This is a genomic window from Thermogemmatispora onikobensis (genome assembly GCF_001748285.1).
Classification (GTDB): Bacteria; Chloroflexota; Ktedonobacteria; order Ktedonobacterales; family Ktedonobacteraceae; genus Thermogemmatispora; species Thermogemmatispora onikobensis.
On the sequence record NZ_BDGT01000023.1, the window covers coordinates 1 to 21,125 of the forward strand.

At 64.4% G+C, this 21,125-nt stretch carries 14 protein-coding genes and 1 CRISPR repeat array; of the genes, 7 read left to right on the plus strand and 7 right to left on the minus strand.

The genetic code is table 11. The annotated features are described in order from the left end of the window. Window positions 1–219 precede the first annotated feature (219 nt). From BGC09_RS22875 to BGC09_RS11445, 3 genes are all read right to left on the minus strand, one after another. On the minus strand, window positions 220–2,856 hold the full coding sequence (locus BGC09_RS22875) for a baseplate J/gp47 family protein (protein ID WP_069804134.1): 2,637 nt from the start codon (window positions 2,854–2,856) through the stop codon (window positions 220–222). 256 nt (window positions 2,857–3,112) lie between these two features. Continuing rightward, window positions 3,113–3,718, minus strand: a complete 606-nt coding sequence (locus BGC09_RS11440) for a hypothetical protein (RefSeq protein WP_069804135.1) — start codon at window positions 3,716–3,718, stop codon at window positions 3,113–3,115. Window positions 3,719–4,322: 604 nt separating this feature from the next. Continuing rightward, window positions 4,323–5,060 carry a hypothetical protein gene (locus BGC09_RS11445; protein ID WP_069804136.1) on the minus strand — a complete coding sequence of 246 codons (738 nt, stop codon included), beginning with the start codon at window positions 5,058–5,060 and terminating at the stop codon, window positions 4,323–4,325. A gap of 145 nt (window positions 5,061–5,205) precedes the next feature. Between BGC09_RS11445 and BGC09_RS11450 the strand changes: the two genes are divergently transcribed. From BGC09_RS11450 to BGC09_RS11475, 5 genes are all read left to right on the plus strand, one after another. After that, on the plus strand, window positions 5,206–5,439 hold the full coding sequence (locus tag BGC09_RS11450) for a helix-turn-helix domain-containing protein (protein WP_069804137.1): 234 nt from the start codon (window positions 5,206–5,208) through the stop codon (window positions 5,437–5,439). 31 nt (window positions 5,440–5,470) lie between these two features. Then, the gene (locus tag BGC09_RS11455; RefSeq protein ID WP_141727751.1) at window positions 5,471–5,719 is read left to right on the plus strand and encodes a helix-turn-helix domain-containing protein; all 249 of its coding nucleotides are present in this window, start codon (window positions 5,471–5,473) and stop codon (window positions 5,717–5,719) included. A gap of 465 nt (window positions 5,720–6,184) precedes the next feature. Further along, the gene (locus BGC09_RS11465) at window positions 6,185–6,475 is read left to right on the plus strand and encodes a helix-turn-helix domain-containing protein (RefSeq protein WP_052888983.1); all 291 of its coding nucleotides are present in this window, start codon (window positions 6,185–6,187) and stop codon (window positions 6,473–6,475) included. 251 nt (window positions 6,476–6,726) lie between these two features. Continuing rightward, on the plus strand, window positions 6,727–7,062 hold the full coding sequence (locus tag BGC09_RS23515) for a helix-turn-helix domain-containing protein (protein ID WP_081838668.1): 336 nt from the start codon (window positions 6,727–6,729) through the stop codon (window positions 7,060–7,062). Window positions 7,063–7,241: 179 nt separating this feature from the next. Next, on the plus strand, window positions 7,242–7,778 hold the full coding sequence (locus BGC09_RS11475; RefSeq protein WP_052888981.1) for a hypothetical protein: 537 nt from the start codon (window positions 7,242–7,244) through the stop codon (window positions 7,776–7,778). Window positions 7,779–7,954: 176 nt separating this feature from the next. Here the strand turns inward: BGC09_RS11475 and BGC09_RS11480 are convergent, their stop codons facing one another. Beyond that, window positions 7,955–10,618, minus strand: coding sequence for a protein kinase domain-containing protein (locus BGC09_RS11480; protein ID WP_069804139.1), 2,664 nt, complete (start codon window positions 10,616–10,618; stop codon window positions 7,955–7,957). Between the two features lie 412 nt (window positions 10,619–11,030). Further along, window positions 11,031–11,888: a CRISPR direct-repeat array (repeat unit 37 nt; unit sequence CTTTCAGTATCCTCTCCCGGATCGTCCCCTCTGCAAC). A gap of 725 nt (window positions 11,889–12,613) precedes the next feature. On the opposite strand from BGC09_RS11480, the gene BGC09_RS11485 reads away from it, so the two are divergent. Together BGC09_RS11485 and BGC09_RS11490 are read left to right on the plus strand one after the other, a co-directional pair. Beyond that, window positions 12,614–12,925 carry a bifunctional DNA primase/polymerase gene (locus BGC09_RS11485; RefSeq protein WP_069804140.1) on the plus strand — a complete coding sequence of 104 codons (312 nt, stop codon included), beginning with the start codon at window positions 12,614–12,616 and terminating at the stop codon, window positions 12,923–12,925. A gap of 466 nt (window positions 12,926–13,391) precedes the next feature. Then, window positions 13,392–15,332: a MutS-related protein gene (locus tag BGC09_RS11490; protein WP_069804141.1), complete on the plus strand. Its 1,941-nt coding sequence runs from the start codon at window positions 13,392–13,394 to the stop codon at window positions 15,330–15,332. A 48-nt stretch (window positions 15,333–15,380) separates the two neighbouring features. On the opposite strand, the gene BGC09_RS11495 is transcribed toward BGC09_RS11490, so the two are convergent. The 3 genes from BGC09_RS11495 to BGC09_RS11505 form a co-directional block, all read right to left on the minus strand. Then, window positions 15,381–17,834 (minus strand): tetratricopeptide repeat protein, encoded by a 2,454-nt coding sequence (locus BGC09_RS11495; RefSeq protein WP_069804142.1) that lies wholly within the window; start codon window positions 17,832–17,834, stop codon window positions 15,381–15,383. Window positions 17,835–17,959: 125 nt separating this feature from the next. Beyond that, window positions 17,960–18,799, minus strand: a complete 840-nt coding sequence (locus tag BGC09_RS11500; RefSeq protein WP_069804143.1) for an endonuclease III domain-containing protein — start codon at window positions 18,797–18,799, stop codon at window positions 17,960–17,962. 164 nt (window positions 18,800–18,963) lie between these two features. Further along, window positions 18,964–21,105, minus strand: coding sequence for a UvrD-helicase domain-containing protein (locus BGC09_RS11505; RefSeq protein ID WP_069804144.1), 2,142 nt, complete (start codon window positions 21,103–21,105; stop codon window positions 18,964–18,966). Between the last annotated feature and the right edge of the window lie 20 nt (window positions 21,106–21,125).

A 21,125-nucleotide genomic window follows, 5' to 3' on the forward strand; every position in this document is an offset into this window, starting at 1 on the left:
CGAGGACCGGTGGACCAGGCTCGTGGCGCTCCTCTGGCTTCCTCGGCTCCTTGCTTTGATCCATAGACGAAACCCTCCCCGGTTCGTCTCGCTGCCACGTTTCTTGCTCTCAGGCAATTGGATTGAGAATAGTATGCTTTTCTACTGCGAACTTTTCCTACGATGATGGCCCAGGGCTGACACTGCAGCGGGCTGCCCGAGTCGCCTGGGCCGATTCGATTAGCCTTTGCCAGAGGTTGGGGTGTTGCCGGGACTGGGCGCGGTCGGTGCCGCTGTGGGCGAACTGGTCGGCCCCGGCCCGATGCTGGCGCTGGGGGCCGGTGTCAGCCCGCTCACGCTGTTGATGCTGATGCTGATCTGGCTGGCATCGCTGGGCAGGCGATCGCTGCCGTGGGCGATGGCAATGTCGGCCTCTTTGATGCCGCTCTGCCGCTGGAGGAGCTGCAGGGCTTCACTCCTGGTCTTGCCGGCGATGAGGTGCGCCAGGCTCTCTTTGCGGGCGGCGTCGAACTGGTAGGCCCAGCGCCCTTCGGCGGTGACGGTGATGGAGATGCTGCCTTTGCCGGGTCCGCTGCTGATGGGTGTGGCGCCGCTGATGTTCGTCATGATCTGGCCGACGGGGGCGTAGCCGGCTCCCAGGCTCTTGCTGGCTTCCTGGCTGAGCAGGTTAGCGCCCAGGCGTAAGGCCGCTTGTTTGTCGAAGGCTTCGCCGCTGCAACTGGCCGAGACGGTGACGGTGGCGCTATTGGCGCGGTCGCCGGCCCGGTGATCGCTTTTGACGCTCGTGCTGCAGGTGGGCTGGCTGATGAGCTGCTCGCCCGCGCGAAGCTGGCGCTGAAATTGCTGCTGGGCCTGCTGGGCCAGGCTGGCTTTGAGCGGGTTGGCAACGCTGTCAATGTCGCTCTGCTGGACAAAGGTGTAGCTCTGTGGGTCCTGCCCGCCGGTGAAGGCGCTGCTGGTGGCATAGATGTCGGTAGCGCCGCAGCACGGTTGATTACTGATCACCCCAGCAGGCAGGTTGCCGACGCTTCCGGCTTGGACGATATGGGCCGGTACGGATTTGGAGACAGGCTGGGATGGACTGGGTTGAGGAGGAAGATCAGCGCGGGCGTCGGTGACGATTTTGAGCCCGTTCTGCAATGTAAATGTCGTCCCGCTGACGACGGTCTCCCAGGTACTGCCTGTATGGATGAATGTAATCGTTCCCCTGGCCTGCACGCCGGGCGTTTGACCGTGCCCCGTCGCTGGCACCGTCTTCGTCTGCGCCGCCGGGGCCGCCGTCAGGACGCGCGCCTGAATCTGGCGCTGGGCCGGGTCGGGTGTTCCCGTTACCCCGGTGATCAGGTACTGGTTCTTCAGGTCGACGCTGGCCGGTGTGATCGTCACCGTTGCCCCTGGCGTCCCAAAGGGCATCATGGCCGCCACCGGCCCCAGCAGCTTCGGATTCACCGCTGCCAGCGCTCCACAACCGATCAGTAGCAGTACTAACAGAATCGCCACCAGTGCCAGCCAGAGCACTCCCCGTCGCCGCTGCCTCCTCCGCTGTTGACGTGGCGGTGTCCACGGCGGTGGTACGGTCGACACTCCGCTGGCCGACATCGCTGCTGCTCCTCCGGCGGTGCCGCTGGCGGTTCCTCCTCCTCCTCCTCCTGCTCCGCTGCTGCTCCCTGCCAGGGCCATACCAGCGGCGGCCCCGGCCAGGGCCCCGGCGCCTGCTGCGGCGGCGGCTCCTCGCCCGGACTGCGGCGAGCTACCGCGCCGCGCCGCTTCTGCATCGGGTACATAGGCGTTGCTGGCTGTGGGCAGCTTGGCCGTAATGCGGCGCGAGTGGGGGAATTGGATAATGCCCGGTCCCGCGTTGGCGGCTGGAGTGCGTGGTGGTGCGGCGCTGGCCCTGGCCTCGTCTGGCCCCTGCTTCTGGCGGCCTTCTTCAGCAGCCACTGCCGCCGCTCCCGCGGCCAGACCCGCTGCTCCTGCCGCCGCCGGTGAGATCGGTGAGGAACTCTCTTCCTCAGACGGTGTCGCAGGCGCTGGCTCCTGTCTCGCTCCCGTGTCCGTCCCTGCAGGGGTAGCCGCTGCCGGTGCCGGCGAGAAGCGCGCTCTCTCAACCGGCGGCAGCTCTTCGTCTTCTTCCTCTTCCTGGAAGGGTCCTGCTCCTGCTCCCACTCTGTCAGGACCCTGCTCCTCCGCAGGTTCTTCCGTGGGTTCTGCCATTCCGCCTGCGGTTCCGGCCTTCCGCTCCTGCTCGCGCTGCAGGGCGCTCCAGCTCAGGCCCGCAGCGGCTCCGGCAGCTCCTGCCGCTGCCGCGCCACCCAGTGAGGTCCCACGAAAGGCCGGTCGTGACGGTTCAGGACGAACATCGCTCGCTTGCTGCTCGGCCCCCGTGGCTGCTCGCTCTCCCTCTCCCTCTCCCCCTCCCCCCCCTGCGCTCTCGCGCTCGCGGAGCCGCAGGAGGCGGCGCAGCCGCTGTGACCAGGCAGGCCCCTGACCTTCTTCCGCCTTGCCCTCTTCCCACATGTCTTGCAGTGAGCGCACGTAGTTGTCGAGAGATGAGTAGACCGGAAAGCGCCGCTGGCGCGCGTACTCCGCTGGCTCCGAACGCGGTGGGGCGATGAAGATGAGGCGCGCTTGCGGGTTGCGCCGCATCTTGAGTACCTCGAAATCAACGCGGCGCTGGAAGGCGCGATTCTGCTCCGGCAGGACAATGGCAATCTGCTTGCGTCCAAGCTTCTCCTGGGTCAGAATCGCTGTCAGTACATCTTTTCGCTCGTCCGTAGGCGCAACGTAGATAACGCCGATCTCTTCTGCACGCGGGTCGCCTGCACCGAGCAGCTCTGAGCCATCTGCCTGTCTCATCAGCCTTACCCTCGCATGTCCCAAGAAATGGCCTTTTCGCCTGAACCTGATACATTGTACACTACCTTCGCGGTGCGCGCAATCGCCGACGCCCCCATTTTGGGAAACAGACGTCCGCTTTCCGGTTTCCGGCGGTACGGGCCGGGACGGCACGCTCTGCTCCAGGTTCGCTTGTCTCTCTGTCAGGAGGAAGGAAAGGAGGGAGGGAGCTGGCTCTGCCTGTCTCCCTCTGTCTGTTGCCTGCCGCCTGCCCGTTCTACCCGCCCGCTCGTCTCTCTGTCCCCTGGCCTGGCCAGGTCCCCGGGTGGTCGAGGAGAGCCAGCAGCTCGCTGCGCCATAGCTCCCATTCTAAGAATCCCCCCGCGGCTAGCTCGCCTCCTCGCCCTTTGAGATCATCCTCCGTCGCTTTGCGGTTGAGGACCGCTCTGCCAATGGCGGTCTCGATCAGAATGTAGCGGTGCCTCTCCCATTCCCAGTCAGGGTCAATGATGCGCCCGGCCACGGGATGATGCTGCAGGATGATACGCTCACCCGAGACTCCCCGGGCGTCGCGCGCAATTTGCCGCAGGGCCAGGGCCGCCAGACCCGGCTTGCTCGCTCCCGCTCCTGCGCTCTCCTCCGGGCGGCGATACTTGAGCTGCCGCGGTCGGATGAGGAGGAGCAGGTGGTAGTTCCTCCCTACCTGGAGCTGCACCCCCGGCTTCCCTTGTGATCCGCCCATTCGGGAGGCGCTGCTGAAGACCGGCAGCAGGATGCTGTTGCGCAATAGAAAGGTGAGGTGATAGAAGGAGTCGTAGTCGCATTGCTTCTCGATGAGGAGTCCCTGGACAAAGGTGCCTGCCTGTCGCTCTCGTTCGCTCACTGTCGCTCTCTCCTGTCGTCTCGTCTGTTGGACAACACTCGACTCGCTCGTTGGCTGCTTTGTTTGGGTGGGTAATCTGGTCCCTGCTCTTCCAGGCTGGCTTCGGCGACGACAATTCGGCGACGGCGGCGGCACCAAGACAAGGGTCGTGCGCTTGCTCGGGGAACGTCCCCCTCCCCGCTTCTCACTCAGGTGCTGCGCTCGGGGTGAGAATGCTCCTGGCACGATGCTCGTTTAGAGGTATATATACCCCATCCGGGGCGCCTACGGCAATGGCTGGGTTCGGGATCTGGCAGGAGAGGTAGAAAATGAACTGGCGGACAGCAGCCGAGGAGCTGGTCCAGGTCAGCCCAGGCCACAGGAAGCAATCAAACAAGCAGGCAGCTCTCAGATTTCCTGGTTTTTGATTGGTTGCCCGCTTTTTGCCGCCTGTCCTTACCGTAGATCCTATGGCTATAAGAAGGTCTGCCGGGGCACGCTGACGGACAGCGCTCTCCCCCGGCAGACCGGCGCTCGAAAGAGACAGACAAAGGCAAGCGGACCACTCGGTAGTTAGAAGAGAGAGGTATCTGGCGTTGGTTCAGTCCCCCTAACCCGAATGCGCTCACTCGCGGGCGATGGTCCGCATGGTGAGATAGTCGCCTTCGACGATGCTGCCGTCGGAACGCACGTGGATGCGGCCACGATAGCGCCCATAGGGCACGCCAAAACCGCTCGGCAGCTTGCGCAGCGAGAGGAGACGGCAGCGGCGCCCAGCCTGCTCCATCTTGAGGTCGGCGATGATTTTGGCCTCCTCGTCGCTGATGGCATAGAAGAGATAGAGCAGGTCGGCCTCTTCTTCGCCGTGACGATAGGCCAGCAGCCAGAGGATCTTTTCGATGGGGCGCTCAGGCTCTTCTTCGTCCTCGTCTTCCTCAGCCTGGGCCTCAGCTTTGCCCTCGCCCTGAGAGCGCCAGGCGGAGACCGGCAGCGCCCCTTTGCCATTGACGCCTCCTACCAGCGTCCCCGCCGCGGGCACCTCGACCTCGACCTCGGCCTCGACCTCCACCTCCACCCGCGCCTGCGCCTCCCCACCCTCTTCACCCCCTACGCCAGGAACGACTGGCCGCGTCGCTCGTTCCTGGTCACGGACCTCGTCGATGACTTCGCAGACGATGGCCGCCGCTCGCTCCTGCCCAACCAGCCGGGCCAGCTTGCTCTGGTATTCTTCCATGTTGCGCAGGCGACGCTGAATATACTCGTGCTTGGCCCAGCCACACGCCAGACCGTATAAGGCCCAGCGCCCGGCCAGATATTCGGCCTCTAGCTGACGGCGCAGGCGCGCAATCTCACTTCCACTCATGCAAGTCTCCTCTCTCCTGTGTTTGTTTACCACCTCTAGAATGGTGGTGTATTAGAATCTACCATTACGGTCGCAGTTCTGTCAACCCTGGTACTCTGATACAATCGCCTTACCTACTACGGATCTGGTAAGGCAGGTCAAGCATATGATTCGTCTGCGCGTTAAGGAGGTCGCTCAGGCTAAGGGCGTAAGCATGTCGCGACTCTCCCGCATCTCAGACGTGAACTACAAGACGATCCAGCAGATCTGGCGCGATCCCTTCCGCGAGGTCTCGATCAAGACGATCGAGAAGCTGGCGAAGGCTCTCGAGGTCCCTTCCCATGAGCTGATCGAAGATGTACCCGATGAGGATCAGCCGCCGGCGCCGCCCCAGACGTAGCGCAAGGCTCCTTTGAAGGATAAGAAGCCAGTTGAATGGGTTGTTTATGTGGCCATTGGTGCGGCTCAAAGTGAAAGAGGTTGCCGAAGCCCGCAGCCTTAATATGTCTTCGCTGTCCCGGGCAGCCAATGTCAACTTTCGCACGATTAAAGGCATCTTTCGTAATCCTTACAAAGATGTGAATATCTCTACGCTCGCCAAAATCGCGCGGGCGCTGGGCGTTCCCACCCCCGAGCTGATCGAAGACGTGCCTGACGAGGCGGACCTCCCCAAGTCTTAGCCGGCCAGGTCAAAAGTCTGGGAAAATCACCCAGTCCGTGCTTCAATTTTCTCTTGTATCATCGTCTTTAAAGATAGGAGAGTTGGCTCTCCCAGAATGCGCCAGAGCCGTACAAGCATGCCCTCTGCGTTTGAGACCGGGAGGCCCGACGCAGGGCGCTGGCGCTCTGAGCGCCTCTTGCCGCTGTCAGCGCTGCCTTACACCGTTGACGGCAGTCTGGTTTGAGTGTTGTCCTTTGAAAGGAGCCAGTCGAGGTGCGCGGATGATCGAAGGGAGAAAGGTCCGCTTTTTGATTCTGAAAATCCTCTTTAAGCCTGCCGACGATATTCTTAAAATGGCACAGCTCGACGTGTCGATGGTACGCCCGAGCAAAAGGTGCATCCACGTTGGTCGCCCGCGTACGTGTCCTTATCGGCGCCATCCCGAAGCCAAGGCTCGCCCGCGTTGATCAGGAAGGAGCTGATCGTGTTCAGGCTGCGCATCAAGGAAATTGCCGAGGCGAAGGGCTTTACTCCTTCCGCCCTCTGCAAGGCCGCCAACCTCAACGATCGCACCGTGCGCCGGATCTTCCGCGATCCGTATGCACAGGTGAATTTGCGTACGCTCGTCAAGATCGCGATGGCACTGGGGGTGCAGGCCCATACCCTGATCGAGTTCCTGCCCGATGAGGAGACACCCCCCGGGACTCCTCCTAAGCGCGCCCGCCCCCCTCGCCGCTATCAGCCACGGAGCAGATTCTCTTTCCCATCGTCCTAACTGTTCCTCCCTTACTCCGGAGGGCCTGACCGCCTCTCACTCCCTCGTTTCCCTCCCCCGCGGAGGACGAGGCCGGCGGCAGGCCCTTTTTCTTCCTCCACTTGCCCCTCTTCGGCTCCCTACTGCGGCTTCTCCTCCTTTCCTTTGTACCTATATTTGCCGTTTCAAAGTCGCCATTTTGATGTCGCTTTCAGAATAGTACCATCCTAAGCACTCTACTGTCAAGTCCTCAAATAGGTTATTCTCATGCCATGAAAGTCCGGCTGCGGGTTAAAGAAGTAGCAAAAGCAAAGGGCTTCTCGATGACCAGGCTTCATATTAAGTCCGAGGTAGCCTACAACACCATCCGCCGTATATTTCACGATCCCTATGTCGAGGTTACGACCACTACACTGGCAAAGCTTGCTGAGGCGCTCAATGTTCGTGTCGAGGATTTGATAGAGACCGTAGACGAAGATGAATCAGCGCAACGGCAGGAAAGCAGGGCTTATGTGAAGCCACAGAGGAAAAGGCAGCAGGATCACCGATCATCACACTCAGTTACAAAACAGAGCGAGCAGACCGAAGGGGGATGCGCCGTACCCTAACGGACTTTTGGGTAGGGGCAGTAAAGGGGGTGCTGGTGGAGCGTGGTGAACAGTAGCCGGCGGTGAGGCCAGGTGGCGCGCCGTCCGGCTGGCTGGCTTTCTGATTCTGGTTCTGGCGATGGCGGATTGTCGATTGTGGATTGCAGATTGCAGTGTCAGAAAAAGGAGTGTGTGATTCGATGCGTGGAAGACGTTTCCCCCACACAGCGGCCCTGCTACTGATGGCTGGTGCTCTCTGCCTCTTCCTGCTGGTTGCCTGTGGTAGCAGCAAGCAAGTGGCGACCACGACAACGGCCTGCTCGCTGATTACGACAGACGAGGCGCGGCAGGTATTGGGGGCCGCGGTGCGTTCGCAGCCGCAGGAGGTGGTGAGCAAGCCCAAGAACGCCACGGTGAGCGAGTGCCTCTATACCTCGTCCTCGGACAGCCACGTGGCGCGGGCCTCGTTGGCCCTTTCGATTACCGCCGATGCGGCCAGCGCCCAGCAGCTCTACAATCAGGCCAAGAGCGCGGCCCTCGACCTGAGCCGGCAGACAGCGACGGTCAGCCTGGGCGACGCGGCTTTTCAGACGCAGCGCAGTTCGTCTTTCGGGCAGGAGACACTGCTGACGGTGCTCAAGGATAACACGGTGCTGGTGGTCGAGGCGCTCAGCCCGGGACATCGCCAGCTTGATCTTGAGCAGAGCCTGGCGCAGATCGCCTTGAACCGTCTCTAGAGGAGAGCGGTGCCGGGAGTGGGCCGGCGCTCGCGGAAGAGCATGCCTGAGAGCGGCGTCGGTATGCCTGCCATGAGGCAAGGCATGCCTGGCGCCGTTTGTCTGTTTGGTGGCACGGTGAGGCTGAGGCCGCCCAGGTTGAGCCGGGAGAGCGTACGGACAGACGAGGCGGCTGCTCAGGGGGTAGCTCTGATGGTGATGCGCGCGGGATCGCCGGGCAGGGTCTTCTGCCCGAGGGCCAGGCTGAGGGTGACGTCGGCGACGCCCGGCTGACGGCGCAGGAGGGCGCGAGCCTGCTCGGGATCATGACCGGCAATGAGCTGCTTGAAAGTGGCGAGCTGGGCGGCGCTGAACTGATAGCGCCAGGTGCCGCGCGCCTGGACGGTGAGGACGGCGCTCTGATCGCCGGAGCGGGCGGCGCTGATCTGTGTCTGGATGGGCTGCGTCGGATGGTAGCCGCTGCCGTAGCTGCGGGCGATGTCGGCGTTGAGCAGGGCGGTGACGAGGGTGATGACACTGTTGCGGTCGTAGACGAGGCCGCTGCAGGAGGCGGTGACGGTCACAGCGACGCTACTGGCACGCTCGCCGGCGCGGTGATCGCTATTGACCTGGCTGGTGCATTGGGGGTCACCGACGCTCTCCTCAGCGCTGCTCTTGAGGCTGGCGAAAGCGGTGCGGGCGCTGCCGACCAGGGCCGGCTTGAGGGCCGCCGCAGCGTTATCGATATCGCTCTGCTGGACAAAGGTGTAGCTCTGCGGATCTTGCCCCCCGGTGAAAGGCTGGAGATTCTTCACAGTGATAGTTTCATCAGAAGTGCAGCAGAACTGATTAATCGCAAGAGCCTTGATATTACCAGCAGAACCAGCATTGACTGCGTGTGCGCTAACACTTATCTGTCCGAAATTTGGAGGATTTCCAGCAGGTATCGAAATATCAGCATCGATAGAGACCTTTACTCCATTGGAAGCAGTAACAGTAGTACCCTTGGGGACGGACTGCGGAATAAATTTTCCATTATAGAACGTCAGCACACCCTGGGCGCGGGTACCGGGAGTTGAAGCCTGACCGGAGGCGGTCACCGTCCGCGACTGAGCCTGTGGGGGTGTTGAGAGCAGGCGGGCGGGGACGACCAGGCGGGCGGGATCGGCCTGGGCGCCGACGCGGGCGCTCAGCGTATAGGTGCGTTGCAGCGTATGGGTGGCCGGTACCAGCGTCACGGTGGCCGAGGGATGCAGCAGGCCCAGGCCGAGCGGCAGCAGCGTCAGCGACAGGACTGCCACCAGCAGCAGGGCCAGCGCTGTCAGGCCCAGGCGCGAGAAGGCCCGGGCCGCGAGCCACGGCAGCCAGGTAGCCGATCCCGCCGCAGCGCGAACGGGTGCGGAGGCTGCCGGCGCGGAGGCCGCCAGGGCCGCCGGAGCGCTCCCCGTGCCCGGTCCCGAGCGCGAGATCGAGGGACTGCGTGACGGACGGTTGCGCTGTGCAGGCGCAGCGGACGCCTGGCGCGCACGGCGCGGCAGGGCAATAATAGCGGGGCCGTCAGCCGGAGCGGACGCCGAGGCAAGCGCAGAACCGGTCTGCCGTTCAAATTGGTCGGGTCCTGGAGCCGGGGGAAGCAACATCGCCCCGTAGCCCGGGTCGGGAGGAGTCCAGCGCGGCTCGCCCTCCCACTCGTCCGAGCCGGGGCCAGTAGCAGCAGGGGCGGCCCAGGCCCAATCGGGAGTCAGTGAGCGCGTCGCCAGCTCTCCACTAGCAGCCGCCCACTGGTCTGAAGCAGGCTCGTCCTGCCTGGCAGCCGGCCACAGTGACGCCCGGCGAGTGCCCTCGCGCCAGACCGTCCCCGGCGCATCCTCAGCCGCATCCCACAGCGAGCCATTGCCGCCGGGATCATCCCCCAGGCCCGCGGCGGGATCATCCTCCTCCTCGCCGTCGGCGCCGGTCATCAGCGCGGTTGCTCCGAGATCGGGGCCAGGTCCGCCGAAGGGGCGGAAAGCATGCAAGGCCCGCACAAAGCTCAGCACATCGGGATAGCGCTCGGAGCGCTCCTTAGCCAGGCCGCGCAGAATCGCCGCCTCGATCGGAGCGGGCAGATGCGGATTATAGGCCCGCGGAGGGCGTGGCTCCTCCTGCGTATGGCGATACATCAGCACCAGAGCATCGTGATCCTCAAAGACGCGGTGGCCGGTCGTCAGCTCATAGGTCAGGCAGGCCAGGGCATACTGATCGCTCTGGCGGGAGACCTGGCCGCGGAACTGCTCGGGCGCCATATAGGCGGGGGTGCCGCTCACGCTGGCCTGTTCCAGGCTACGCGAGCCGAGCAAGAAAGCGATGCCGAAATCGGCCAGCAGGGCCTCGCCGTGATCCGTAAAGAGCACATTTTCCGGCTTCAGATCGCGATGGATCACGCCGCGCTCGTGGGCGTAGTGGAGGGCCGAGCCAACCTGAGCGACGATGGCCAGGGCCTCCTCCAGGGGCAGAGGGCGCCCGTTGGCGCGTTGCAAGCGAGCGCGCAGGGAGCCGCCGGCAGCGTAGAGCGTCACCAGATAGGGGAAGCCCTCGTCATCGATGCCGGCATCGATGAGCGGAAGAATATGGGGATGGCGCAGTTGCTCCAGCAAGCGGGCCTCATCGATAAAGAGGGAGCGCGCGCGTGGAGAATCGAGGGGTGTCAGCAAGCGCTTGAGGGCCACGGGGGGGCGCGACTGCAGAATCAGATGGCGAGCCAGATAGACGGTACTGAAGCCGCCGCGTCCGAGGCGGCGCAGCAAGCGATAATTGCCGATGCGGCTGCCTGTTCCCTCCTGTTGCCGCCCATCCTCGCCAGGCCCCTGATCGCGTGTCATAGACGAAAGCCCTCCCCGGCCTCGCATACGAGCACAGCCAGATAGATAGACAGAGATAGATAGAGAGGCAGCTGAGAGGCAGGCGGACAGAGGCGGCTGGCTGGCGCTGCCCGAGGCAGTTAGCCGGCGAACGAGAGGGGCAGAGCCTGGTTCACCATCGTCTCCTCTCCTGGTGGCTGCTGGCTGAGCTGCTCAGCTGTCGTTTCAGTTGCGCGAGCGTGTAGGATGGAGCAGCCTGGAGCCTGGGCTATTGGCCAGAGCAAGGCAGGGCAGCGTAGCGTCGTCTGGCCCAGTCCTGGTTATGGCCACGGGAGCGGCCAGGCGGTCAGGAGCGGACAACGATCCGCGTGTGTGCCAGTCAAATCAGTATTGCCTCTCACTTCTCACTATCTTGTAGTATACCACGTATCGCGTTTCAGTATCCTCCTTCGGATCGTCCCCCCTGCAACTTTAATGCCATCTGAGGAGCAGATTGCAATTTTGGACTTTCAGTATCCTCTCCCGGATCGTCCCCTCTGCAACCCGGAAGATCCGCCACGCCATGTGCGTGGGGTATTGGACCTTTCAGTATCCTCTCCCGGATCGTCCCCCCTGCAACCATACAGATAGTCTCTTCATACATGAAATAGATCAAGCTTTCAGTATCCTCTCCCGGATCGTCCCCTCTGCAACACGAAGATAATGAGTTTGTCGATTCGGAAGAAGAGTTAGCTTTCAGTATCCTCTCCCGGATCGTCCCCTCTGCAACCTACTTATTCTATTGAGGCATGGTACTACTCTAGCCTTTCAGTATCCTCTCCCGGATCGTCCCCTCTGCAACGACGACGGCTTTATTGTCTGGGAGAGAGGTCAGCTAGCTTTCAGTATCCTCTCCCGGATCGTCCCCTCTGCAACGCCGCGCTCACATACCAGTAATGCTCCATCCGTCCATAACTTTCAGTATCCTCTCCCGGATCGTCCCCTCTGCAACTGACCTGGCCCGGCGGGCTAGCCGTAGCCGTCCCAGCTTTCAGTATCCTCTCCCGGATCGTCCCCTCTGCAACGGATGAAGGCTTTGGTACAGGCAGCTTTGCTAGAACCTTTCAGTATCCTCTCCCGGATCGTCCCCTCTGCAACTTTGTGCATGGCATCCAGGAACTCCAGGAAGATGGGGGAAACTTTCAGTATCCTCTCCCGGATCGTCCCCTCTGCAACCCAAGAGAACAGAACCAAAACCAAAGCCAAAACCACAGGCTTTCAGTATCCTCTCCCGGATCGTCCCCTCTGCAACCGGGCGGCGGAAAGAGGTCAGGGATAGTGTTTCACCATCCACGAACGATTGAGGCCCCGTTTTTGGCGTCTGAGAGGCTCGTTTTTCTCTCCCTCCCCCTCTCAAAATATATCGTCCCACGACCTTTCTCGAAACTCGTCTTCTGCAAACCGCAAGGGGCGAGTTTCGAAGAGGCAGCATTGCATTTTCGAGTATACCACAGGCAGAAGTGCCACGTCCAGAGGTCAATGCGGTCAGAATCTGACCGCATTTCCCGGGAGCACTCGCCGGGTTTCGAAGCGGCCCCGCGCAAGGGCCACATGAGCCGAAGATTGCCTCAGTGCACCCTTCCCACAACCAGCGCACCCCAGGTCGTCGGCCAGCGAGCAGCGCTATCAGCAGCGGCTCTATATCGACAAACATATATTTGGAGCATCACGTACAATATAAGTAATCCTTCTGGTTACTGGAAGGCTGCACCCACCGGCCTCTCCGGCGGAGTGGGGGCTCCGCCGGAGAGGCCGGTGTGGGACGGGACGGGGAAGTCCGGGCGGGCGGTCAGCGGGGTAGCGAGCGCCACGCCAGCGGGCGGTCTCTCCTCCCGCAGGAAGAGAGCCTGAGCGAACCGAAAGGAAGGAGCAGAGAAGAGACAGAGTGACCCCCACGTGGGTCTTAATCTAATCATCGTCTCGTATGTTGGTTTGGCAGACTGGCTGATTGCCTCGCCCGAGCAAAGGAGCCAGCCCATGGTGACCTACCTGGAACGACACATCGTCATCGACAGGAGCCGCTTACTGGACTACGCCCTATCCTATGCGCGGCACGGCTGGCGCGTCGTGCCTCTCTACGAGCGCCTTCCCGACGGGCGCTGTACCTGCGAGCGTCCGGGCTGCAGTGCGCCGCACCCGCGGGTCCCCGCACTGGCCTGTGCCACCACCGATGAAGAAGAGATCCGCCGCTGGTGGCGCCTGGCTCCTCGTGCGGGCATTGGCGTCGTCATCATGGGCCGCGATGGCCGCGAGACCCTTCTTCCCATTCCCGGCACCAGCGGGCCATAGTCAGGCCCGCCCTGATCTGATACCCGGCCTTAAGCACAACGGGAGGGCCAGCAACCACAGCTCAGCAGGTTGGGCAGGGACGCCCGCCCCTTGCAGCGCGTTCCTGGCGAACGAACAACCTCCCGGCCTCCTCTCTTCGTTGCTGAGATCCCTGCCCTCGCTCAAGGGCGGGGATCTCTTTCTCTTTCTCTTTCTCTGCCAGCCGCTCCCTCCGGCCAGACCCTCCCCCCTGTTCTCCTCTTGCCAGACGCGCTATCATCTGATCAAACGGGAAGCGTGCCCAGGCAGACCGACATTCACGGCACGCCCTCCCAAGCGCCGCCCGCCTCCGCCCGAGTCCTCGCCAGCCGCCCGACCGTTCGCCCGTCCGCCCGCCGTCCCAGGGGTGCCGCGACCCGGTCCGGCCCGAGTCAGAGCGCGCGGCGGCCTGATCACAAGCCCTGGCACAGACAGAGGAGCATCGCCTATGCATCCCGAAAAAGCCGCCCGACTGCAGGCCCTCCAGCGACACGAGGAGCGCCTGCTGCGGCGCATCGCGCGCCTGGACACGCGCAGCAACCGCTACTCATGGCTGCGCGTCGCCATCTTCGCCGTCGGCCTGGCCAGCGGCCTGATCCTGGGCCTGGCCCTGCACTGGTGGGCGGGCCTGATCAGCTTCGCCCTGGCCATGCTCATCTTCGGCGGTCTCGCCGCCCAGCACCGGCGCATCGAGCGCCACCTGGCCCGCCTGCGCCTGCTCGTCTGGCTGACCCGCGACGAACGCGCGCGCCTGCTCGTCGACTGGCAGACCATCGCCCCCCTGCCCGGCGGGCGCGACCTCTCCGACAGCGACGCCACCCACCCCTTCGACCTCGACCTCGACATCAGCGGGCCGCGCTCCCTGCACCGCCTGCTCAACACGGCCACCACCCGCGAGGGGAGCCTGCTCCTCAAGAGCTGGCTGCTGGCCGAGAGCGTCGAGCCGGCCACCATCCAGCGGCGGCAGGCTCTGGTCGCCGAACTGAAGCCGCTGCGCCTCTTCCGCCACCGCCTGCAGATCGAAGCGCGCCTGGCCGGTGGACAGAGCAGCCTCCTGCGCGGCGCCCAACTGCTTGGGCGTCTGCGGCAAGAAGCGCCCCCGGCTCGCCTCAAGCAGAGCCTGGCCCTCATGGGCAGCCTCAACCTCCTGACCCTGCTTCTCCTGGCCGGGCAGCTCCTCCTGCACCTGCCCCCCTGGTGGCCCATCAGCGCCGCCCTCAGCCTGCTCCTCTTCCTCCTGCGGCGCGGCGACGCCGGCGACCTCTTCGACGAAGCCTTCGCCCTGCAGAGCACCTGCGCCCAGCTCAGCGCCACCTTCGCCTCCCTCGAACAGCGCCGCCATCCCCAGCAGCCCCACCTGCAGCAACTCTGCCAGCCCTTCACCGGCGCCGGCCAGCTCAGTCCCGCCCGCGCCCTGCGCCATCTCTCCCTGCTCCTCAGCCTGGCCTCCTTCGGGCAGAACCTGCTCCTCACCCTCCTGCTACACCTCTTCCTCCCCTGGGAATTCCTCATCGCCCTGCGCCTCAACGCCTGGAAAGCCCGCCTGGCCCAGCAGATGCCGCGCTGGCTGGAGACCTGGTTTGAGCTGGAAGCCCTCTGCTCACTGGCCACCTTCGCCGACCTCAACCCCGACTACCACCTTCCCGAGCTCCTCGTCGGTCCCCAGGCGCCGGCCCTCCTCTACGAAGGCCAGGGTCTGGGCCATCCCCTCCTGCCGCCCAGCAGAAAAATCCTCAACGACTTCGCCCTGCGCCAGCCGGGAGCCATTGCCATCATCAGCGGCTCCAACATGGCCGGCAAGAGCACCTTCCTGCGCACCGTCGGCCTCAACCTGGTCCTGGCCAACGCCGGCGCCCCGGTCAACGCCGTCCGCCTGCGCCTGACCCCCCTGCGCCTCTTCGCCAGCATGCGCATCAACGACGCCCTGACCGAAGACGCCTCCTACTTCTACGCCGAAGTACGACGCCTGCGCGCCCTGCTGGACGCCGTCGAACGCCCCGACAGCGCGCCGCTGCTCTTCCTCATCGACGAAATCTTCCGCGGCACCAACAACCGCGAGCGGCGCATTGGCAGCCGGGCCTACCTGCGCGCCCTCGCCACCACGAGCAAACCCTGCGCCGGCCTGCTGGCCACCCACGACCTCGACCTGACCCGCCTCGCCGAGGAACTCCCGGGGATCAGCAACTACCACTTCCGCGAGGAGATCAGCGACGGAGCAATGGTCTTCGACTACCGCCTGCGGCCCGGCCCCTGCCCAACCACCAACGCCCTCAAGATCATGCGCCTCTTCGGGCTGCCCGTGCCGGAGGTGCCGGAGACAGAGACCAGCGAGAACGACAGCCAGCAGGCTGCCGCCGGACCGCCCGCCGACAAGACAGAAGCCTCATGAGGGACAATCAGCCAAAGAGAGAGGGAACGAGCAGAAGAAGCAGAGCGTTCAGGAGGAGGCGGACGACGGACCAGCGGGCGCCTCCTCCTGGCCTGTCGAGAGCGCCTGCTCCTCCTCCCCTGCCGGGAGCGGCTGCGTAGGAGCCGTCGCCAGGCCCTCACTCGCCGAGGCAGGCACCTCCCCGGCAGGAGCCTCAGCCAGCACCACCGTTGGAGGAGCGCCGGCGAGCGGCTGCGAGGTCAGCAGAGCCGTCCGAGCCACCGCCGCCAGCTCCAGCGTCGCATCGAGAGACAAGGCCCGCTCCAGATCGGCCAGGGCCTCAGCTCGTCGCCCCAGGGCCGCCAGCACCTGACCGCGACAGGCCAAAGCCCAGGCATAGTCTGGGCGCAGGGTCAGGGCCCGCTCAAGGCACGTCAGCGCCTCCTCGTAGCGGCCCAACAAGCGACAGATCTCCCCGCGCTCGCCCCAGGCCCGCGCCTCATGCGGACTGAGCGCTAAGGCCCGCTCCAGATCGGCCAGGGCCTGCTCATAGTTGCCACACAGGCGGCAGGTCTCGGCACGATGCACCAGCGCCCAGACATAGCCCTCATCCAGCGCTAAAGCGCGCTCAAAATCCTGCAGCGCCTCCTCATAGCGCCCCAGGCGCGTATAGACCTGGCCGCGACTGGCCCACGAACGCGCATCGAAAGGATTAAGAGAGAGAACCCGCGCCAGATCCTCCAGGGCCTCGGGATAGCGGCGCAGGCGGCGCAAGATGCGCGACCGCTCCACAAAGGCCCACACATTCGACTCATCCAGCGCTATAGCCCGGCTGTGATCGGCCAGAGCCTCCGGATAGGCCTGGCGGTAACGCTGCACCCGTCCGCGAAAAAAGTAGGCTGCCGCGCGGGCCCGTGGAGACAGGCCCGGATACTGACAGAGCCGATCAAAGAGGCGCAGGCCCGTCGCCCAGTCGCCTTCATCCATCGCCCGCAGCCCGGCCTGCAGCAGCTCCAACAGCTCACGCTGCTCCTGCTCCAGACCGCGCCGCACCTCCTCCAAAGCCGCCATCTCTAGCAGGCGAGTAGCAAAGCGGCGCTCCTGATAGAGGGCCAGCGTAAAGTATTCGAGCAGCTCCCGCCAATACCTGCCGGCATCGGCGATCAACCCATGATAGAGCGCGTTCAGCGTTGCCTCCTGCCAGCGGGTCGCCTGCCAGTACTCCTGCCCCGGCACGTAGAGCGCATCCCGCTGCTGCAGGTAGAAGGTCGCCAGGCAGGCATGCAGCTCGCGATACTCGACGGGACTGCGCCGGCGCAGGTACTCCAGCATCATGCGCCGGACCACCGAATGATAGCGCCAGCCCTCACCGCGCTCACTGACAAAGGGCAAGGCAATCAACCAGCTAAAGACCCGCTCGACATGGGGAGCCTGCTCCCCCAGCGCACAGCGCAGCAGGCAGGCCAGCACATCGCGATTGAGCAGACGCGGCAGCGCCCCCAGCAGCGCCGTCTCGCGCAGCGCCGGATCGCTGACCCAGCGCAGAAAGCGCTCCACCATATCGCTGGCCGGCAGCACTGTATAGGTCGCCCCCGTCTCACGCGGGGCTGCCAGCCAGCTCATCAGCACCGGCAGCCGGCCCGAGACCTCGATAATCTCCTGGCGTCGCAACGGATCGCGCACATGATAGAGATCGAGAAAGGCCTCGGCCTCCTCCTCCGTGAAGACATCCAGGCGAATCAGCCGCGTCACGCCCCGCAAGACGCCCCACTCGTTTTCCAGCGGATCACGACCGGCCACCACCAGGCGGATACGCCCCGAGGGGCGATACTCAGGCAGGCGCAGCAACCACCAGAAGAGGGCCGGGCGCGTCGCCTCGAAATTATCGAGGCAGAGCAGCACCGGCCAGCGCTCAGCCACCCGATTGAGATCGGCGAAAAAGAGCTGGCTCAGAACCTCCTCCGGCTCACGCAGCAGCTCGATCTCCTCGCGATTGCCCAGCTTGCGCAGCAGATAGCGCCCCCACTCACTGGCCAGCTCCTCAACCTCCTCCAGCGAGAGATAGGAGAAAGCCGGCCCAACCACCGGCAGCAACTCGCCGGCCACAAAGGCCAGGCGCAAGAGCGTTCGCACCGACAGGCCCCCCTGACCGCGCGGCGCCTGGGGATCAGACTCAATTTCATGCAGACGCTGGTAGTAGAGGCGATGACGATCCTCAAAGGCTTTGAGGCGCAGCCCACGCTGATCGAACTGGGCCGCCAGATGGCCCAAAACGGCCAGGACATCGCGCTGGCGCTCGTCACACTCAGCCACCAGAAAGCCCAGCTCGCGGGCCAGGGCCTGAAAGCGGCGCAGCAGCGTCGTCTTCCCAACACCAGCCTGGCCAGTCAGATAAAAGATCAGCGTACGCGGCGGCTCGCGGCGAAGCTCCTCCAGAAAGAGCGCCAGCTCCTGCTCGCGCCCCACAAAGCGCTCACCCTCACTCTGGTGAATAATCTGGCTCCAGTCCTGGCCTGACGCCATCAGTATAGTCCTCCCCTGGAATCAGCCATCAGTACATCAGTACAGGGCGGCGCTGAGCACCCTGGCCTCACCGCTCTCCCGAACAGAACAGCCAGGCCGGGCGCGCCGGCAGCCAGCAGCGCCCCCTAGTGCTCCTCTATCGACGAAGGAGCGGCAGCGGCCTGCCCTGCCGACAGCGCCGCCGCCTCCTCCTCAGCCACCAGGCCACCGGCATAGCGGCACTCGCTCAGCAGCGGGCAGGCGGGACAGCGCGGGCGCTGCGCCAGGCAGACGCGCCGTCCGTGACGGATCAGATTAACATGCAGCGCATAAACCCAGGCCGGCGGCGTCATCTGAGCCAGCAGCACATGCGCCTGCTCGGCGCTCACCTTCGGCCCCAGCAGACCCAGGCGGCGCGCCACCCGGTGCACATGCGTATCGACCGGCATCACCGGCCAGCCCAGCGCAAAGAGCAGCACACAGGCCGCCGTCTTCGGGCCCACGCCCGGCAGCTCCTGTAAATACTCCCAGGCTTCCAAAGGCTGGCGGCGGCGCAGCTCGGCGCACAAGAAAGCCTCCAGCGACTCACCGCCAGCCGTCGCCGGAGCGCACTCAGCCTGAGCCTCACGCCGACGCGCCAGCTCAGCCAGCACCTCCTGAATGCGGCGCGCCTTCAGATTGGCCAGACCGCCACAGCGAATCACCGCCGCCAGCCGCTCCGTCGGAGTCGCCAGCAGCTCCTCCCAAGCTGGAAAAGCGGCTCGCAACTGCCCATAAGCCCGCTCCGAATTCATATCCGAGGTATGCTGCGACAGGATCGTCCCAATCAGCTCCCCCAACGGCTCACCGGAAGGCCGCCAGACAGGCTCACCATAGACCTCCAGCAGCCGCTGATACACCCGCGCCAGGTGCACCGGAGGAAGCCCTCCGCCATCGGCAGACTGCGATTCTGGACCAGCCGCATCAGGCTGCACAGGCTGCATCATCGTCAGAGAAACCCACCCTTCAGGAGACTGCTGACAGCCCTTCGTCCACAGAGAGACGAGACCGTCTTTCGCTGTATTGTAGTACACAGCTCGCCATACAGCAACCGCCGTCCCGGGCCGACTCGCCGTCTCCTCACGGGGCCAGGGCCAGCCCCCACTCAGGCTCAGGCCACATTCCAATAGGCGGCATCGAAGCCTTCCAGCAACGGCGACGTAGCCGCCTGCGGGACCACCACCAGCAGGGCGCGCATGGCCCGCGTCATCCCCACGAAGAGCGTCCGCCGATCGATGGCCTGCAGCTCGCTCTGCTCCTCGGCGTTCAAGGCCGACAGCGCGCTGCGCGGCCAGCCTTCCTCAGTAAAGCCAGCCAGGGCCACCACCGGAAACTCCAGGCCCTTGGCCGACTGCAGCGTCAGCACCTTCACCCCCGCCGCCTGCAGATCCAGCTCATGGCCGCGCATAAAGCTGGCCGGCAGTCCCTGAGCCTGCAGCGCTGCCGCCAGCCGCTGGCCAGCCCGCCTCGTCGGCGTCAGCACCGCGCAGGCCCCAATTCCCAGCCGCAGCTCATGGGCCGCCGCCGGCAGAAAGCGGCGCAAGAGATCGACCTCCTCAGCCTGCGAAGCCACGCGCCGCAAAGCCGGCATCGGCCCACTATGCTCATAGCGCCGCTCGCCCGACTCCCCATCCAGCTCGCCAGCCACCTGAGCCTGCAAATACGTCCGCGCCGCCTCGCCGATCTCGCGCGTCGAGCGATAATTGACCGTCAACACCGCGGTCCGCCCGCGAAAGCGCAGCAACTCATGGACCTCCGTCCAGGCAAAACCGCTGCCATAGATCGACTGATTGGCATCCGCTGTAATGAAGAGCAGCCGCGGATCGCGACAGAGCAAGACCAGCAGGCGCAGCGCCGCCGGATCAAGATCCTGAGCCTCATCGATCAGCACCGCATCATAGCAAGGCGCCAGCCGTCCAGCCGCAGCCCAGGCCGCCGCGCGGGCCCGCACCTGCTGCCAGGTCTCCTTACCCCGCAGACGGACCAGGGCCACAAAGCGCTCATAGAGCGCCCACACCGCCCGGCGCTGCAGTGGCGAAAGGGCCACCCGCCGGCCCGGACGCGGCGCCCGCAAATACGCCTCCAGCGAAGGGATCTGACGCGCCAGAATGACCTGAGTCAGCTCGCGCCTCAGATACTCCGCCCCAAGCTGGCCCAGCACCTGACGCTGCGCCCGCTGCTGAGCCGGCGACCCTGTGAAGCGCACCGTCTCCAGGGCCTGTGCAAAGAGCTGCTGCTCCTCCTGCGGCGTCAGCGGCCTGGGCGGCTCCCCCAGATCGCTGAGCAACTGAAAGATCAAACGATCCGCCGTCTGCACCTCCACAAAGCGCAGATCCACCCCCGGCAACTGACGCAGCAACTGCTCACACGAGCGCACCAGCGCATTGGTATAGGTCGTAAAGAGCAGGCGCGCCTCCCGCCGCCCCTGGCGGCGCAGCTCCTCCTGCAAAGCCCGCACCCGATAGAGCGCAATCGTACTCTTCCCCGTTCCCGGACCACCCTTGAGCAGCGTCGGGCCGCCCGAGCGCAGGCCCCGCAGCACAAAGGTCTCCTGCTCCGGCGAGAGATGCAACAGAAAGCCAACCAGCTCCCCCTCGCGATAGCGCAGCAGATCCTCAACATCGCTCAGGAGATAGTCCGGCTGCTGGAGCACCGAGACCAGGGGCCGCTCAAACATATGCTGATCGATCAGCAGCAAATACTCATCGGGCACGCCCGGACAATCCAGCAACTCCTCCTCGGTCGCCAAAGGCAAAAGGCGGGCATGGAACTCCGGCGGCACCCGCAGGCGCGTCAGCAGCTCGGCAGTGATCGGCTCGGGCAGCGGGCGCCTGGGCGCAGGCTGAGGCGCCAGCCAGCGCTCCCAGTAGGCCGGAGCCGGGGCAGACGGCGCCGCCTGCCGGTTCTCCTCAGCGGCGCCTTCGACGGCAGCCACCAGCGCGAGGTCCAGCTCCTCAGCCGGGACAGCGGCATCCAGCTCGCCGTCGTAGGTTGCCTGATCGCGCCGGCGCAGGGCCAGCACATAGATATACGGACGTTTCAGCGCATAGAAAATGCGATAGACCCCGCAGCGCAAGCGATAGACCGGTATCCCCATATGGCGAACCTGACAGCGCGTGTAGCCATCGGGATAAGGGTCCTTCAACAGGAGATTGAGCTTCTCGATAACCAGGCGGATCTCTTTAGGAGAGAGAGCTTGCAGCGCACGGAGAAATTCAGGTTTTTGCAAGAGACACCAATCACCAGCGGCCATCAGCGTACCCTCCAAACAAA